The sequence below is a fragment of the Nocardioides sp. GY 10127 genome (assembly GCF_004919085.1).
GTDB lineage: Bacteria > Actinomycetota > Actinomycetes > Propionibacteriales > Nocardioidaceae > Nocardioides.
Genome location: NZ_STGL01000003.1, coordinates 14,573 through 29,015 on the forward strand (window position 1 = coordinate 14,573; position 14,443 = coordinate 29,015).

General features: G+C 74.4%; 16 protein-coding genes. 7 read left to right on the top strand and 9 right to left on the bottom strand.

Going from position 1 to position 14,443, the window contains the following annotated elements; translation table 11 throughout:
- Positions 1-39 precede the first annotated feature (39 nt).
- The 4 genes from E8D37_RS03810 to dusB all read right to left on the bottom strand — a co-directional run bounded on the left by E8D37_RS03810 (position 40) and on the right by dusB (position 4,697).
- The gene (locus E8D37_RS03810) at positions 40-969 is read right to left on the bottom strand and encodes a 2-hydroxyacid dehydrogenase (RefSeq protein WP_136568458.1); all 930 of its coding nucleotides are present in this window, start codon (positions 967-969) and stop codon (positions 40-42) included.
- A gap of 34 nt (positions 970-1,003) precedes the next feature.
- On the bottom strand, positions 1,004-2,320 hold the full coding sequence (locus tag E8D37_RS03815) for a deoxyguanosinetriphosphate triphosphohydrolase (protein WP_136568459.1): 1,317 nt from the start codon (positions 2,318-2,320) through the stop codon (positions 1,004-1,006).
- 54 nt (positions 2,321-2,374) lie between these two features.
- Positions 2,375-3,349: a hypothetical protein gene (locus tag E8D37_RS03820; RefSeq protein ID WP_136568460.1), complete on the bottom strand. Its 975-nt coding sequence runs from the start codon at positions 3,347-3,349 to the stop codon at positions 2,375-2,377.
- 196 nt (positions 3,350-3,545) lie between these two features.
- A complete protein-coding gene (gene dusB / locus E8D37_RS03825) occupies positions 3,546-4,697 on the bottom strand; it encodes a tRNA dihydrouridine synthase DusB (RefSeq protein ID WP_136568461.1) in 1,152 nt (383 codons plus the stop codon).
- A gap of 67 nt (positions 4,698-4,764) precedes the next feature.
- On the opposite strand from dusB, the gene E8D37_RS03830 reads away from it, so the two are divergent.
- Both E8D37_RS03830 and E8D37_RS03835 read left to right on the top strand, forming a co-directional pair.
- Positions 4,765-5,436: an inositol monophosphatase gene (locus E8D37_RS03830; RefSeq protein ID WP_136568462.1), complete on the top strand. Its 672-nt coding sequence runs from the start codon at positions 4,765-4,767 to the stop codon at positions 5,434-5,436.
- A 33-nt stretch (positions 5,437-5,469) separates the two neighbouring features.
- Complete coding sequence (locus E8D37_RS03835) at positions 5,470-6,144, top strand: hypothetical protein (RefSeq protein ID WP_136568463.1); 675 nt, start codon at positions 5,470-5,472, stop codon at positions 6,142-6,144.
- Here E8D37_RS03835 and E8D37_RS03840 read toward each other — a convergent pair.
- Genes E8D37_RS03840 through E8D37_RS03850 form a run of 3 tightly spaced genes read right to left on the bottom strand, consistent with a single transcriptional unit; the run spans position 6,119 to position 8,663 of the window.
- Complete coding sequence (locus tag E8D37_RS03840; RefSeq protein WP_136568464.1) at positions 6,119-6,826, bottom strand: hypothetical protein; 708 nt, start codon at positions 6,824-6,826, stop codon at positions 6,119-6,121. The two genes, E8D37_RS03835 and E8D37_RS03840, sit on opposite strands and share 26 nt — an antisense overlap.
- A 37-nt stretch (positions 6,827-6,863) precedes the next feature.
- A complete protein-coding gene (locus tag E8D37_RS03845; protein ID WP_206055560.1) occupies positions 6,864-8,261 on the bottom strand; it encodes a glycine--tRNA ligase in 1,398 nt (465 codons plus the stop codon).
- A gap of 57 nt (positions 8,262-8,318) precedes the next feature.
- Complete coding sequence (locus tag E8D37_RS03850; RefSeq protein ID WP_136568466.1) at positions 8,319-8,663, bottom strand: antibiotic biosynthesis monooxygenase family protein; 345 nt, start codon at positions 8,661-8,663, stop codon at positions 8,319-8,321.
- 84 nt (positions 8,664-8,747) lie between these two features.
- Between E8D37_RS03850 and E8D37_RS03855 the strand changes: the two genes are divergently transcribed.
- Genes E8D37_RS03855 through E8D37_RS03875 form a run of 5 tightly spaced genes read left to right on the top strand, consistent with a single transcriptional unit; the run spans position 8,748 to position 12,781 of the window.
- Positions 8,748-9,761 carry a zinc ABC transporter substrate-binding protein gene (locus tag E8D37_RS03855; RefSeq protein WP_168929608.1) on the top strand — a complete coding sequence of 338 codons (1,014 nt, stop codon included), beginning with the start codon at positions 8,748-8,750 and terminating at the stop codon, positions 9,759-9,761.
- The gene (locus E8D37_RS03860; RefSeq protein ID WP_136568468.1) at positions 9,752-10,654 is read left to right on the top strand and encodes an ATP-binding cassette domain-containing protein; all 903 of its coding nucleotides are present in this window, start codon (positions 9,752-9,754) and stop codon (positions 10,652-10,654) included. Before E8D37_RS03855 ends, E8D37_RS03860 begins: the two co-directional genes overlap by 10 nt.
- Positions 10,651-11,670, top strand: coding sequence for a metal ABC transporter permease (locus E8D37_RS03865; RefSeq protein WP_136568469.1), 1,020 nt, complete (start codon positions 10,651-10,653; stop codon positions 11,668-11,670). Before E8D37_RS03860 ends, E8D37_RS03865 begins: the two co-directional genes overlap by 4 nt.
- On the top strand, positions 11,657-12,148 hold the full coding sequence (locus tag E8D37_RS03870) for a Fur family transcriptional regulator (RefSeq protein WP_136568470.1): 492 nt from the start codon (positions 11,657-11,659) through the stop codon (positions 12,146-12,148). Before E8D37_RS03865 ends, E8D37_RS03870 begins: the two co-directional genes overlap by 14 nt.
- A 45-nt stretch (positions 12,149-12,193) precedes the next feature.
- Positions 12,194-12,781, top strand: a complete 588-nt coding sequence (locus tag E8D37_RS03875) for a gluconokinase (RefSeq protein ID WP_240770175.1) — start codon at positions 12,194-12,196, stop codon at positions 12,779-12,781.
- On the opposite strand, the gene E8D37_RS03880 is transcribed toward E8D37_RS03875, so the two are convergent.
- Together E8D37_RS03880 and recO are read right to left on the bottom strand one after the other, a co-directional pair.
- Complete coding sequence (locus tag E8D37_RS03880) at positions 12,765-13,586, bottom strand: isoprenyl transferase (protein ID WP_136568471.1); 822 nt, start codon at positions 13,584-13,586, stop codon at positions 12,765-12,767. The genes E8D37_RS03875 and E8D37_RS03880 overlap by 17 nt on opposite strands.
- A gap of 83 nt (positions 13,587-13,669) precedes the next feature.
- Complete coding sequence (gene recO / locus E8D37_RS03885) at positions 13,670-14,404, bottom strand: DNA repair protein RecO (protein ID WP_136568472.1); 735 nt, start codon at positions 14,402-14,404, stop codon at positions 13,670-13,672.
- Positions 14,405-14,443 lie beyond the last annotated feature (39 nt).

A 14,443-nucleotide genomic window follows, 5' to 3' on the forward strand; every position in this document is an offset into this window, starting at 1 on the left:
CGCCGGCCTGTGGAGGAGCCGTCGTGCCGGGCCGGCGGCTCAGTACGCACCGTCCATGACGCCCGCGAGGGGCTCCCCCGCGGCGAACCGCTCGAGCTGGGCCCGGACGAGCCGGTAGGCACGCGGCCACATGGCGGTGCTCGCCCCACCGACGTGCGGGGAGATCAGCAGGTTCTCCAGGTCCCACAGCTCGGAGTCCGCGGGCAGCGGCTCCGTGGGGAGCACGTCCACGGCGGCCCGCAGCCGCCCGGCGCGCAGCTCGGCGACGAGCGCGTCGGTGTCCACCACCGGGCCGCGTGCCATGTTCACCAGCAGGGCGCCGTCCGGCATCCGGGCCAGGAGGTCGGCGTCGACCAGCCCGCGGGTCTCGTCGGTGAGCGGGCAGATGAGGATCACCACGTCGGCGTCCGCGACGAGCCCCGGCAGCTCGGTGAAGGCGTGCACGTGGCCCGCCTCGGTGTCCCGGGCCGTCCTCGCGACCCGGACGACCTCGACCTCGAAGGGGGCGAGCCGGGCCTCGATGGCCCCGCCGATGGAGCCGTAGCCGACGAGGACGACGCGGCGGTCCGCGAGGGCCGTGCGCCAGCGCGTCCCCCAGTGGTGGCGCTGCTGGTCGCGCACCATGCCGGGGACGTCGTTCATCCCGGCCAGCGTGAGGGTGAGCGCGAGCTCCGCGGTCGAGGTGTCGTGGATGCCGCGGCCGTTGCAGAGCGTCACGCCCTCGGGGACGATCCCCCGGACGTTGTCCACACCGGCGGACAGCACCTGGAGGACCTGCAGGCTGCGCATCCGCGGGACGGCGTCCGCCACGTTCGGGTCCATCCCGTAGGGGGCGACGAAGAACGCGACGTCCTCGACCGAGTCGGGGACGTGCTCCCGGGGGTCCACCTGCTCGTAGCGCAGGGTGGTCGGGAGGCCTGCGCCGAGCTCGGCGGGGTCGAAGGGCAGCCAGACGAGGGGGTCGCTCATGCCTCCGACGCTAGTGCGACACCCGTCGGCGTCCTCACCCGGCCGGGAGGTCCGGGTGTGCGCCGGCGCACAGCCGGGCGTGCCAGGCGACTGCCGAGGCGTCGGTGAGGCTCGCGACCTGGTCGACGACCACCCGCAGCCGGCCCGCGTCGTCCGCCGCCTCGCGCCAGTCGTCGGCGAAGGGCCGGTCCAGCACCTCCGGCCCACGGGCGAGCAGGACGTCGACCAGCCCGGCGAGCAGGTCGCGCTGCCGCTCCATCAGGCTGAGGCGCTCGTCGGTCTGCATGACGTAGTGGGCCGCGACCCCCTTGAGCAGGCTGATCTCCAGCAGCGTCGTCCGCGGGACGACGAGGTCGGCGGCGTACCGCACGAACGGGCCCTGCGCGCCGGCGAACGTCGCCGCCTGCACGTCGCCGCAGAAGCGCCCGATGAGGTCGCTGGTCAGGTTCTTCAGCGCCGCGAGGCCGGCCCGGCTGCCGTCGTGCGCGCGGGTCGGCCACGAGCCCACCGCCCGCAGGCCGGCCAGGACCTCGGCGAGGGTGTCGTCGTCGGCGTCCGGGACGTACCAGGCGCGCACGGACTCCCCCACCGCAGCCAGGTCGAGCCGCGTGAGGTCGATCTTGCCCGCGACCACGCCGTCCTCGACGTCGTGCACCGAGTAGGCGACGTCGTCGGCGAGGTCCATCACCTGCGCCTCGAGGCACCGTCGCCGCCCAGGGCCGCCGTCCGGGCCCGCGGGTGAGCCGGTGCGGAACCAGGCGAAGACCGGCACGTCGTCGGGGTAGACGCCGAACTTCACGCCGCCCCGGGGCGTCCCGTCCGCGTGCACGCCGCCCGCCGGCTCCGCGTCCGCGCGCTCCCACGGGTACTTCGTGCAGGCGTCGAGGGTGGCCCGGGTGAGGTTGAGGCCCACGGAGCGGCCCTCGGCGTCGACGGTCTTCGCCTCGAGCCGGGTGAGCAGGCGCAGGGTCTGGGCGTTGCCCTCGAAGCCGCCGCAGGGCTCGCTCACCGAGGCGAGCAGCTGCTCACCGTTGTGCCCGAAGGGCGGGTGACCGAGGTCGTGAGCCAGCGCGGCCGTCTCGGCGATGTCGGGCTGGGACCCGAGCGCGCGGGACAGGTCGCGCGCCACCTGCGCCACCTCGAGGGAGTGGGTGAGCCGGTTGCGGACGAAGTCGTCGCTCGCGGGCCCGACGACCTGGGTCTTGGCCGCCAGCCGGCGCGAGGAGGCCGCGTGCACGACCCGGGCCCGGTCCCGCTCGAACGGCGTGCGGACGGGCGCGTCGACGCGCTTGGGCGGCTCGGGCACGAGCCGCTCGGCGTCGGCGGCGGAGTAGAGGTCGTGGGGATCCATCGCTGGGCACTGTAGAGGCGGGGGCCGACGGGAGGAGCCGCGGGCTCGCCGTCCTCAGTACGTCGTCACGTGCACGTGGTCGTAGTGGTTGGCCGTGGCCGAGCCGCGGTCCTCCATGGCCCGCCAACCCTCGCTCGCGCGGTCGACCGACCAGATGTGCTGGGCGTAGATGACGTACTCGACGTCGAGCGCGGCGTAGTTGGCCCGGACGTACTCTGCGACCTCCCAGCCCAGGTCCCCGGAGACCATCACGTCGATGGCCAGGCCCTGGCTGTGCTCGCCGTCGGCGCGGAAGGTGCCGTAGGAGGTGATCTCGGGCCATCGGGCGCAGACGGCCCGGTGCACGGCGACCACGCCGGCCGAGACCCCCGTCGGCACGCTGCTGCCGTTGGTGCACTCGCCGCCGACGCCGGCGGCGGGCCCCGTGCTCGGCTTGTCCTCGGTGAGGTAGCCGACCGTCACCCACGAGGCGCGGCCGCCGATGACGACCTCCTCGCGGCCGCGGAGGCTGCGACCCGTGAGCAGCACGCGGGTGCCCTCGTCGAGGACGCCGCGCTGCCGCGCGGAGGACGCCGGGGAGGTCCAGAGGTTGAGGGGCGCCGTGGCCCAGACGCGCTGGTCCGCGGCGGCGACCGCGCGGCGGGTGGCAGCGGCGTCGAGGACGGTGGCGAGCCGGCCGGCGGGGCCGTCCTGCGCCGTCGCGGCGGTCCCTGCGGCCTCGGTGGCCGCCCGGTCCAGCGAGCGGGAGAGGACGTCGCGGGAGCCCGCCCCCACGGGGTCGACCCACGGGCGGGTCAGCACCTCGTCGTCCTGGCCGGGGAGGTCGAGGCCGGTCAGCCCGAGGGAGAGGGACGAGGCCGCGACCAGCCGGTCCCGCTCGTCCTCCGACCCGCTCTCCCCCGCGGCGACGCCCACGCCCACGGCGGCGGCGGTCGCCAGGAGGGCGACCGGCCCGGCCAGCAGCGCCTGCGGGCCGAGACGTCGGGCCCGCGCGCGGTCACGCCAGGTGGCTCGTCGACGGTGGGGCACGGTGGGGCCTCGGGGTGCGTCTCGGGGTCAGGGACGGGACGACCGGGGCGCCTCGGCCACGGTCTCCGGGTCCAGCAGGAAAGCACACCGCGACCCGGATGGGTGAATCCTGCACCATCCTGAGGGGCATCGTGACGCGACGCACCCCTCATCCGGGGGTTGACCCGCCCCGGGCCCGGAGCCGGGAGGAGCCGGCTCAGCCGCCGCTCGGCGGCCCCGACTCCTCGGCCACGCCGCACCCGGCACCGTCGGTGTCGTCGAGCCAGCCGTCCGGCAGGGCGACCTTCGAGCGCGGCGAGCCCTGGCGGCCCCGCGGGGTGCCGAGCTCGGAGACCGGGAAGGGCTCCGCCGGGTCCAGCTCGGCGAGCAGCCGGTCCACGTCGTCCAGCGTGACCACGAGCGCGAGGGCCTTGCGCAGCTCGCCGCCGGCGGCGAAGCCCTTCAGGTACCAGGAGACGTGCTTGCGGAACTCCTTGCAGCCCCGCTCCTCGCCCATGTGCTGGCACAGCAGCTCGGCGTGGCGACGCATCATCGCGGCCACCTCACCGAGCGTCGGCAGGGTCGCGACCTCCTCGCCCGCGAACGCCGCGGCGAGGTCGCGGAAGAGCCACGGACGCCCGAGGCACCCCCGGCCGACGACGACGCCGGCGACGCCGGTGTGCTCCACCATCCGCAGCGCGTCGGCGGCCTCCCAGATGTCGCCGTTGCCCAGGACGGGCACGTCGACGGCGGCGACGAGCTCGGCGATCGCGTCCCAGTCGGCCTGGCCGGAGTAGGCCTGCGCGACGGTGCGGCCGTGCAGCGCGATCGCGGCCGCGCCGGTCTCGGCCGCGATCCGGCCGGCGTCGAGGAAGGTGAGGTGGTCGTCGTCCAGGCCCTTGCGGGTCTTCATCGTGACGGGCACCCCGAACGGCTCGGCCGCGCCGACGGCGGACTCGAGGATCTCCCGCAGCAGGCCCCGCTTCCACGGCAGTGCGCCACCCCCGCCCTTGCGGGTCACCTTGGGCACCGGGCACCCGAAGTTGAGGTCGACGTGGGCGACGCCGTGCTCCTCGCAGAGGATCTGCACCGCGCGGCCGATGTAGTACGGGTCGGTGCCGTAGAGCTGGACGGAGCGGGTGGTCTCCCGCTCGTCGAAGACGAGCATGTCCTGGGTGTGCTGGTCGCCCTCGACCAGCCCGCGGCTGGTGATCATCTCGCACACGTACAGGCCGGCGCCCTGCTCGGCGCACAGCCGGCGGTAGGCCGCGTTGGTGATGCCGGCCATCGGCGCCAGCACCACGGGGGCGTCGACGTGCAGGTTGCCCAGCGTCAGGCCGGGGTGGGGCGCGGTGGCGGTCGGGGACATGACCTCCATGATCCGCGCGGGTCGGGCGGGGCGCGAATCGCGCGGGGAGCCTCCCTAGAGTGGACCCGTGGACACCGACGGCGTGCTGGGGATGCTGCAGGAGGTCGCCGCCGAGGTGATCACGCCCCGGTTCGGGCACCTCGACCCCGAGGACGTCGCCAGCAAGGCCCACCGTTTCGACCTCGTCACGGTCGCCGACCGCGAGGCCGAGGTCGCGATCACCGCCCGGCTGCGCTCCCTCTTCCCGGACGCCGTGGTGGTCGGCGAGGAGTCCGTGGCGGCCGACCCCCGGCTCCTGGCCGGGGTGGGCGCCCCGCACGCCTTCACCGTCGACCCGGTCGACGGCACCCGGCACTTCGTCGCGGGCAGCCCGGACCATGCCGTCATGCTGGCGGAGCTGCGCGCGGGCGAGGTCGTCCGCTCCTGGATCTGGCAGCCGCAGCACGGCCGCGCCTTCGTCGCCGAGCGGGGCGCCGGCGCGTACGCGGACGGGGTCCGGCTCGCGCCGCCGTCGAGCCGACCGGGGCGCCTGCTCACGCTCACCGCCAGCGGGATCGACTACCCGAGGCTGGCCGAGGGCTCCGCCCGGCTGGGGGTCTTCCCCAAGACCAAGCCGTGGGACCACGCCCCCGGCTCGCTGCTGCTCACCGAGGCGGGCGGACGGGTCGGCTCGCCGTCCGGGCGCCCGTACTCCCCCGGCACCTGGACGGGCCGCGTCCTCGTCGCCCACCGGGGCTGAGCGGCCGTGGCGACGGTGCCGGAGGCCGGGCCGATGAGGCCCTGGACGTCCTGGCGCGGCCTCGTCGTGCACACGCTCGTGACCGAGGTCTGGGCCTACGTGTCGCTGGCCCGCTGGCTGGCTCGCCGCCCGCACGTGCCGGCGGGCAGCACGCCCTGGGGGTACGCGCGCCTGGTCAGCCCGGTGACGTGGCTGTGGATCGGCGCGTCCGCCGCTGAGACGGTGGCGATGCACCTGATCGTCCCCTGGGAGCCGCTCCGGCTCGCGCTTCTCGTGCTGAGCGTCTGGGGCCTCGTCTGGATGCTGGGCATGCTGGGCGGCCTGCGGACCCGCCCGCACCTGGTCGACGACGAGGCGATCACCCTGCGCCAGGGCTGCGGCCACGTCCTGCGGCTCCCCTGGGTGGAGGTGGCCGACGCCCGAGCCGTCGAGGAGGACCTGGAGAGCTCCCTGTGGGCGCTGCAGGCGGGCGCGCCCGTCGAGCGGGCCGACGGGAGCACGTCGGTGGTGCTGTCGCTGGCGGTCAGCGGTCGGACCAACGTCCTGCTGGCGCTCCTTGAGCCGCGCACCATCGACACCCGCGGGGGCGTGGTGCGCGCCCACGCGGTCGCGGCCTGGGTGGACGAGCCCCGGGCGTTCGTCGCCGAGGCCCGCTCGCGGGCCGGTGGCGCCCCGGGCGGGCTCAGCCCTTCTTCTGCTTCTTCTTGAGCTTGTTCTTCTCGCCGACGGCCACGACCTTGCCGGTCCAGGTCAGGCCCGCGACGTCCTGCGTCGGGCGGAAGGCCACGTTCTCCAGCGTGCCGCCGTCGGGCACGAGGTAGACCAGGCACGTCGTCACGGTGGCGCCCGGCTTGAACGTCGAGGGGAAGGACGTCGAGGGGCAGGGCGTGAACGAGCTCGCGAACTGCGAGGACTCGACGAGCACCCCGTCGGCGTCGGTGACGTAGAGCGGCGGCCGCTCGCCGGCCAGGCTCGTGGTGCCGCGGTTCTTGAACGTGGCGGTCACGAAGTACGGGCGCGACTTCTTCACCGAGGCGGGCAGCCGCCACCCGGAGAAGGACCGGGCGAAGGTGGTCCGGCGCAGGCTCTTGACCGTGATGGTGAGGACGCCGACCTTCTTCTGCGTGACCTTGTAGGCCACGGTGGCCTTCTGGCCGACCTTGAGCGCGGTGCCGTCCTCGGTGAGGGTGACGCCCGCGGGGACCGCCAGCGTCGAGGTGGCGGACGCCGAGGTGGTGGAGTCCGCCGGCGCCGGGGAGTCGTCCCCGGAGCAGCCCGCGAGGGCCGCGGACAGCACGAGGGCCCCGGCGATCAGTCCGGGGACTGCCACCGAGGCCCGGCGCGGGCGGGCGGTGGGGCCGGTGGGACGGGCGGTGCGGTTGCTGCTCACCGCGCCATTGTCCACACCGGCACCCCGGCCCGCAGGGCTACGCGCCGACGAGACGCCCGGCCATCCACGAGACGACCTGGTCCAGGGAGACCCGCTCCTGGCTCATGGTGTCGCGCTCGCGGATGGTGACCGCGCCGTCCTCGAGGGTGTCGAAGTCGACCGTGACGCAGAACGGCGTGCCGATCTCGTCCTGGCGGCGGTACCGCTTGCCGATGGCGCCGGCGTCGTCGAAGTCGACGTTCCAGTGCTTGCGCAGCTCAGCGGCGAGGTCCTTGGCCTTGGGCGAGAGGTCGGCGTTGCGCGAGAGCGGAAGGACCGCGATCTTGACCGGCGCGAGGCGCGGGTCGAGCCGCAGCACGACGCGCTTGTCGACGCCGCCCTTGGTGTTCGGCGCCTCGTCCTCGTGGTAGGCGTCGACGAGGAACGTCATGAGGGAGCGGGACAGGCCGGCTGCGGGCTCGATGACGTACGGCGTGTAGCGCTCGTTGTTGGCCTGGTCGAAGTACGACAGGTCCTTGCCCGAGGCGGCGGCGTGCGTCGAGAGGTCGAAGTCCGTGCGGTTGGCGATGCCCTCGAGCTCGCCCCACTCGGAGCCCGCGAAGCGGAACCGGTACTCGATGTCGACGGTGCGCTTGGAGTAGTGGGAGAGCTTCTCCTTGGCGTGCTCGAAGTGCCGCAGGTTGTCGGGGTTGATGCCGAGGTCGGTGTACCAGGCGGTCCGCGTGTCGATCCAGTACTGGTGCCACTCCTCGTCCTCACCCGGCTTGACGAAGAACTCCATCTCCATCTGCTCGAACTCGCGGGTGCGGAAGATGAAGTTGCCCGGCGTGATCTCGTTGCGGAACGACTTGCCGATCTGCGCGATGCCGAACGGGGGCTTCATCCGCTGGCTGGTCACGACGTTGGCGAAGTTGAGGAAGATGCCCTGCGCGGTCTCGGGGCGCAGGTAGTGCAGGCCGGACTCGTCCTCGACGACGCCGAGGTAGGTCTTGAGCAGACCGGAGAACTGCTTGGGCTCGGTCCAGGCGCCGCGGGTGCCGCAATTGCTGCAGGCGATCTCCGACATCGGGATCGAGTCGGGGTCGTCGATGCCCTTCTTCTCGGCGACGGCCTCCTGCAGGTGGTCGGCGCGGAAGCGCTTGTGGCAGGACTGGCACTCGGTCAGCGGGTCCGTGAAGGTCGCGACGTGGCCGGAGGCCTCCCAGGTCTGGCGCGGGAGGATGACGGAGGAGTCGAGGCCGACGACGTCCTGGCGCGACTGCACCATGGAGCGCCACCACTGGCGCTTGATGTTCTCCTTGAGCTCCACGCCCAGCGGGCCGTAGTCCCAGGCGGAGCGCGTACCGCCGTAGATCTCACCGCACGGGTACACGAAACCTCGACGCTTGGCGAGCGAGACGACGGTGTCGACGACGGACGGCGGCGGCTTGGCCACGGGAGTTCCTTCCAGCAGGGCAGACCGCCGGCTGGCTGCCGGCGGAGAGGTGAGAGGTCAGGGTAACGAGCGGGGCTCGGGCACGTTGAGGTCGGCCCCGGGCCCGACGAGCTCGTAGGCGCTGGGCTCGTCCAGGGCCCGGTAGAGCAGCGGGTGCACCCGCATCTTGACCTCGGTGGCGGACAGCGCGCGGCGGTACGTGCCCACGCTCTCCCAGAGGGTCACCAGCGTCCACAGGTCCGGCTCGTCGACGTTGCGCCCGACGTGGCCGGTCACGTAGCCGGGCCGGGCCGCCAGCACCTCGTGGGCCTCGAGGACGTCGCGGGCGAACGCGGCCGCGCGCTCGGCGTCCTGCTCCCCCTCGGCGTCGCCGCCCACCCGGAATCGGTTCACCACCAGCACCGCCCCAGCGTAGGGGGGCCGACCCCCGCCGCGGGGGCAGGCTCGAGTTGACAACGATTCTCAGCACCAATGAGACTGATTCTCATGCTCCCTCGATCCGTCCGCTCCTCGCGCGCGAGGCGCCCCGTCGCGCTGGCCGCCGCGGGGCTGCTCGCCGTCGCGGCCACCGGCGCCCTGTCGGGCTGCTCGGCCTTCTCCGACGGCGCCGACAGCCCCCGCAGCGCACAGGACGGCACGGTGCGCGTCGCCACCGCCTTCTACGCGCTGGAGTTCGTCGCCGACCGGGTGACCGGCGGCGGCGCCCTGGCGCAGGTCGACGACCTCACCCAGCCCGGGCAGGAGCCCCACGACCTCGAGCTCACGGTCGCCGAGACCGAGCAGATCGCCGACGCCGACGTCGTCCTGTACGAGACGGCGCTCCAGCCGACGGTCGCCGACGCGGTCGAGCAGAACGCCACCGGCGCCACGATCGACGTGGGCGACGTGGTCGACCTCCTCACCCTCGACGACGAGGGCGGGCACGACGAGGAGTCCTTGGACGGCGAGGCCGAGCAGCACGTCACCGACGCCGAGGGCAACGAGATCGACCCCCACTTCTGGCTCGACCCGACGCGGCTCGCCCAGGTGGCGGACGCGCTCGCCGACGCCCTCGCCGAGGCCGATCCCGACCACGCGGAGGAGTACGCCGCGAACGCGGCCGACCTCGTCTCGGACCTCGCCGACCTCGACGCGGCCTACACGCAGGGCCTGGCGCAGTGCGCACGGTCGACGATCGTGGTGAGCCACGACGCCTTCGGGTACCTCGAGCGCTACGGCCTCACCGTCGAGGGCATCGCCGGGCTCTCCCCCGACGCCGAGCCGACGCCCGCCGACCTGGCGCGGCTGCACGCGCTCATCGAGTCCGACGGCATCACGACCGTCTTCGGCGAGCGGCTGGCTCCGGCGTCCCTGAGCCGGACGCTCGCGGACGACGCGGGGGTGACCACCGCCGTCCTCGACCCGATCGAGGGCCTCACCGACGAGACCGCGGACGAGGACTACCTTTCCCTGATGCAGGAGAACCTCGCCGCCCTGGAGAAGGCCGACGGATGCCGCTGACGCCCCGCCCCGCCCCCCACGGCCAGGAGGGCCGCGCACCCGCCGAGTCCGCGGCCCCGCCCGTGCGCCTCACGGGTGGCGCGGTCGCCCTCGGCGGCCGCCCCGTCCTGCGCGGGATCGACCTCACGGTCGCCGGCGGTGACTTCGTGGCCCTCATGGGCGCCAACGGCTCCGGCAAGTCCACGCTCGTGCGGACGCTCGTCGGGCTGCTCCCGCTCGGCCGCGGCGGGCTGGAGCTGTTCGGCACCGACGCCCGGCGGTTCCGCGACTGGCACCGCGTCGGCTACGTGCCCCAGCGGGGCAGCGCCGCCTCCGGCGTCCCCGCCTCCGTGTGGGAGGTCGTGGCCAGCGGACGCCTCACCCGCCGACGCCCGCTGCGCCCGCTCACCCGCACCGACCGTGCGGCCATCACGGACGCCCTGGGGACCGTCGGGATGGCGGACCGTGCGCGGGACAACGTCGCGCAGCTCTCCGGCGGGCAGCAGCAGCGCGTCCTCATCGCCCGGGCGCTGGCCGGCGAGCCGGAGCTGTTCTTCCTCGACGAGCCCACCGCCGGCGTCGACCTGCCGCACCAGGAGGCCCTCGCGGACACGCTGCGGGTGCTCAAGGACCGCGGCTCGACCATCGTCCTGGTCGCCCACGAGCTCGGGCCGCTGGCCCCGCTGGTCGACCGGTGCGTCGTCCTGCGCGACGGCCGCGTCGTCCGCGACGGCGGGCCGCTCACGGACGCCGAGGTCCACCTGCCCTGGCACACGATGCTGGGCGGTGGGACCGGCCACGGCCACGGCCACGCCCCGGACGGCGCGGTCGACCACGGCGCGCCCCCGGTCCTCTCCCCCTTCGACCGGCCCCTCGACAGCCCCGCCCCCGACGCCACGGAGCACCCGCGATGACCGCCCTCGAGCTGCTCGACTACCCCTTCATGCAGCGCGCGCTCATCGCCGCCGTGGTGACCGGACTGGCCGCGCCCATGGTCGGGATATTCCTGGTGCAGCGCAGGCTCTCGCTCATGGGCGACGGCCTCGGGCACGTCGCGGTCACCGGTATCGCGATCGGCCTGCTCACCGGCACCTCCCCCACCTGGACGGCGGTGGTGACCGCCGTCCTGGGCGCGCTGCTCATCGAGCTCATCCGCGAGCGCGGGCGGGCCGGCGGCGACGTCGCCCTCGCGCTGCTGTTCTACGGCGGACTGGCGGGCGGCGTGCTGCTCACCGGCATCGGCGGTCAGAGCGCGGCGAACCTCCAGTCCTACCTCTTCGGCTCCATCACCACGATCTCGGTCGCCGACGTGGTGTGGACGATGGTGCTGGCCGCCTTCGTGGTCGTGGTCTGCCTCGGCCTCTCCCCGCAGCTGTTCGCCGTGTCGCAGGACCCCGAGTTCGCCCGCGTCGCCGGGCTGCGCGTGCGGCTCTACAACGTGCTCGTCGCCGTGGTGGCCGCGGCCACCGTCACCGTCGCGATGCGCACGGTCGGGCTGCTGCTGGTCTCCGCGCTGATGATCGTCCCGGTCGCGGCCTCCCAGCAGCTCGCCCGGTCCTTCCGGGCGACGCTCGTGGGCGCCGTCCTGGTCGGGCTCGTCTCCGCGGTCGGCGGGCTGTGGGTCTCGGCCGTCGCGTCCTACTCCGCCCGGGTCGCGCCCGGCCCGACCATCGTCCTGCTCTCGCTGGCGTTCTTCGCCCTGGCCTGGCCGGTGGGCGCCTGGTCGCGCCACCGGCAGCGTCTCGCGGCGCCGTTCCCGGACGACCCCTACGCTGTCGAGGACACCGACGAGCACGACGTAGCCGGCCACCACGACCACGCCCACGGGCCCGCGTGCGGCCACCAGGCCGTGCCGCACGGGGACCACGTCGACTACGTCCACGACGGTCACCGGCACGCCGTCCACGGAGAGCACTATGACGAGCACTGACCACACCAGCACCGACACCAGCACCGACGGAGGCACCGACGGCGGCACCGACGGAGGCACCGACGGCGGCACCGACGGAGGCGCCACCAAGGGCGCGGCCGGCCTGCGGCCCACCCGGCAGCGGCTGGCGGTCAGCGCGGCGATGGAGACGTTCTCGGACTTCCGATCGGCCCAGGAGATCCACCAGCTGCTCACCCGCCGCGGCGACACGGTCGGGCTGGCCACCGTCTACCGGACGCTCCAGCGCCTCGCGGACGCCGGGGAGGTCGACCGGGTGCTCACCGAGGGCGGCGAGGCCGTCTACCGGTCCTGCTCGACCAGCCACCACCACCACATGGTCTGCCGGGTCTGCGGCACCACCGTCGAGATCGAGGGCCCCGAGGTCGAGGACTGGGCGCACCGGGTGGCCGAGCAGCACGGCTTCACCGACGTCAGCCACACCCTGGAGATCTTCGGGACCTGCACGGCCTGCGCCTGAGCCGCCCCCCGGAGGGAGAGGTGGCCCCGGCGTAGCGTCGACGCCGTGACCGCTCCCGCCTCCCGCCCTGACGACCTCCGTCACCAGCCCCGTCGCCCAGACGTCGCGCTGCCACCCCTGCGCGTGGTGCTCATGGGGGTCTCCGGCACCGGCAAGTCGACCGTCGCCGAGGGCCTCTCGCGACGACTCGGCTGGGAGCTGGTCGAGGGCGACGACCTGCACCCGGCGGCGAACGTGGCGAAGATGGCCGCGGGCACGCCGCTCACCGACGAGGACCGCCGGCCCTGGCTCGACCGGGTCAACGCGGTGCTGGCGGAGCACGCCGAGGCCGGTCGCGGGTGCGTGGCGACGTGCTCGGCGCTGCGGCGGGTCTACCGGGACCGGCTGCGCGACGGCGTCCCCGACGTGCTGCCGGTGCTGCTCACCGCGCCCGTCGACGAGCTGCGGCGTCGGGTCTCCCACCGGCCCGACCACTTCATGCCGGCCTCGCTGCTGGACTCCCAGCTCGCCACGCTCGAGCCCCTGGAGGACGACGAGGACGGGGTGGTGCTGGACGTGACCGGTCCCCCGCCCGCCGTCCTGGACGCGGCGGTGCGGCTCGTGGCGCAGCGGGCGGTCAGGCCTCGCCCGTGACCGGGGCCCCCGTGCCGGTGCCGGTGCCGACCTGGTTCGGCAGCGCGCCGCCATACCTCCGGTCCCGGGAGGCGTAGGCCTCGCAGGCCCGCCAGAGCGCCCGCCGGTCGACGTCCGGCCAGAGGATGTCGGTGAAGACCATCTCGGCGTAGGCGGCCTGCCACAGCATGAAGTTCGAGAGCCGCTGCTCTCCCGACGTCCGCCACACGAGGTCGGCGTCGGCCAGGTCGGGGACGTAGAGGTACCGGGCGAAGACCTTCTCGTCCACCTTGTCGGGGTTCACCCGACCCGCCGCCACGTCGCGGGCGAGGGCCCGTGCCGCGTCCGCCAGCTCCGCACGTCCGCCGTAGTTCACGCACATGGTGAGCGTGCAGACGTCGTTGTCCTTCGTGAGCTCCTCGGCGACCTGGAGCTCCTTGACGACGGACTTCCACAGCCGTGGCGCGCGGCCGGCCCAGCGCACCCGCACGCCGAGGGCGTGCATCTCGTCGCGGCGCCGACGGATGACGTCGCGGTTGAAGCCCATGAGGAAGCGGACCTCGTCGGGCGAGCGGGACCAGTTCTCGGTGGAGAAGGCGTAGGCGGAGACCGCCTTCACGCCCAGCTCGATGGCCCCCTCGACGACGTCGAACAACGCGGCCTCGCCGGCCTCGTGGCCCTTGGTCCGCGGCAGCCCGCGCTCCTTGGCCCAGCGGCCGTTGCCGTCCATGATCACCGCGACGTGCCGGGGCACGAGGTCCGCGGGGATCGGCGGGGGCGTGGCCCCCGACGGGTGCGGGGTCGGGCGGGCGACGGGACGCTTCACGACCCGTGAGCCTACGACGGGCCGCGGCCCGCGCCGATCCCCGGGCCGACCTCGGGGCCGACCTCCGGGCCGACGGGTCCGGCTCAGCGCTCGACGTAGGCCAGCGAGCGCAGGCCACGCTCGAGGTGCCAGGCCACGTACGCCGAGACCAGCCCGCTGGCCTCGCGGCGCGACCTCGCGTCCGCGTCGGCGACCACCGGCCAGTCCCCGGTGAGCAGCGCCGAGAGCAGGGTGACCGTCTCCACCGCGGGGCTCGCCGAGCCGGGCACCCGGCACGTGGCGCACAGGACGCCGCCCATGCCGGGGTTGAACCACCGGTGCGGCCCCTCGAGGCCGCAGCGGGCGCACCCGTCGAAGCAGGGGGCCCAGCCTGCCACGGACAGCGAGCGCAGCAGGTAGGAGTCGAGCACCTGGGCCGGCTCGCGACCCTCCTTGTCCCCGCACAGGGCGAAGAGCGCCCCGACGAGCAGGAGGAACTGCTGGACGGCGGGCTCCTTCTCCTCCGCGACGAGCCGCTCGGCGGTCTCGAGCATCGCCGTCCCGGCCGTGTAGCGGTCGTAGTCCTCCCCCACCCAGCGGCCGAACGGCGTGACCGTCTCGGCCTGCGTGATCGTGTCGAGGCTGCGGCCCTCGGCCAGCTGCACGTCGACGTGGGTGAACGGCTCCAGCCGCGAGCCCCACCGCGACGTCGTCCGGCGCACGCCGCGCGCGACGCCGCGCACCAGGCCGTGCTGGCGCGTCAGCAGCGTGATGATGCGGTCGGCCTCCCCCAGCTTGTGGGTGCGGAGGACGACCGCCTCGTCGCGGTAGAGGGGCACCCGGCCATTGTGCCGCGCCGCACCGACAGGCCGCGGTTC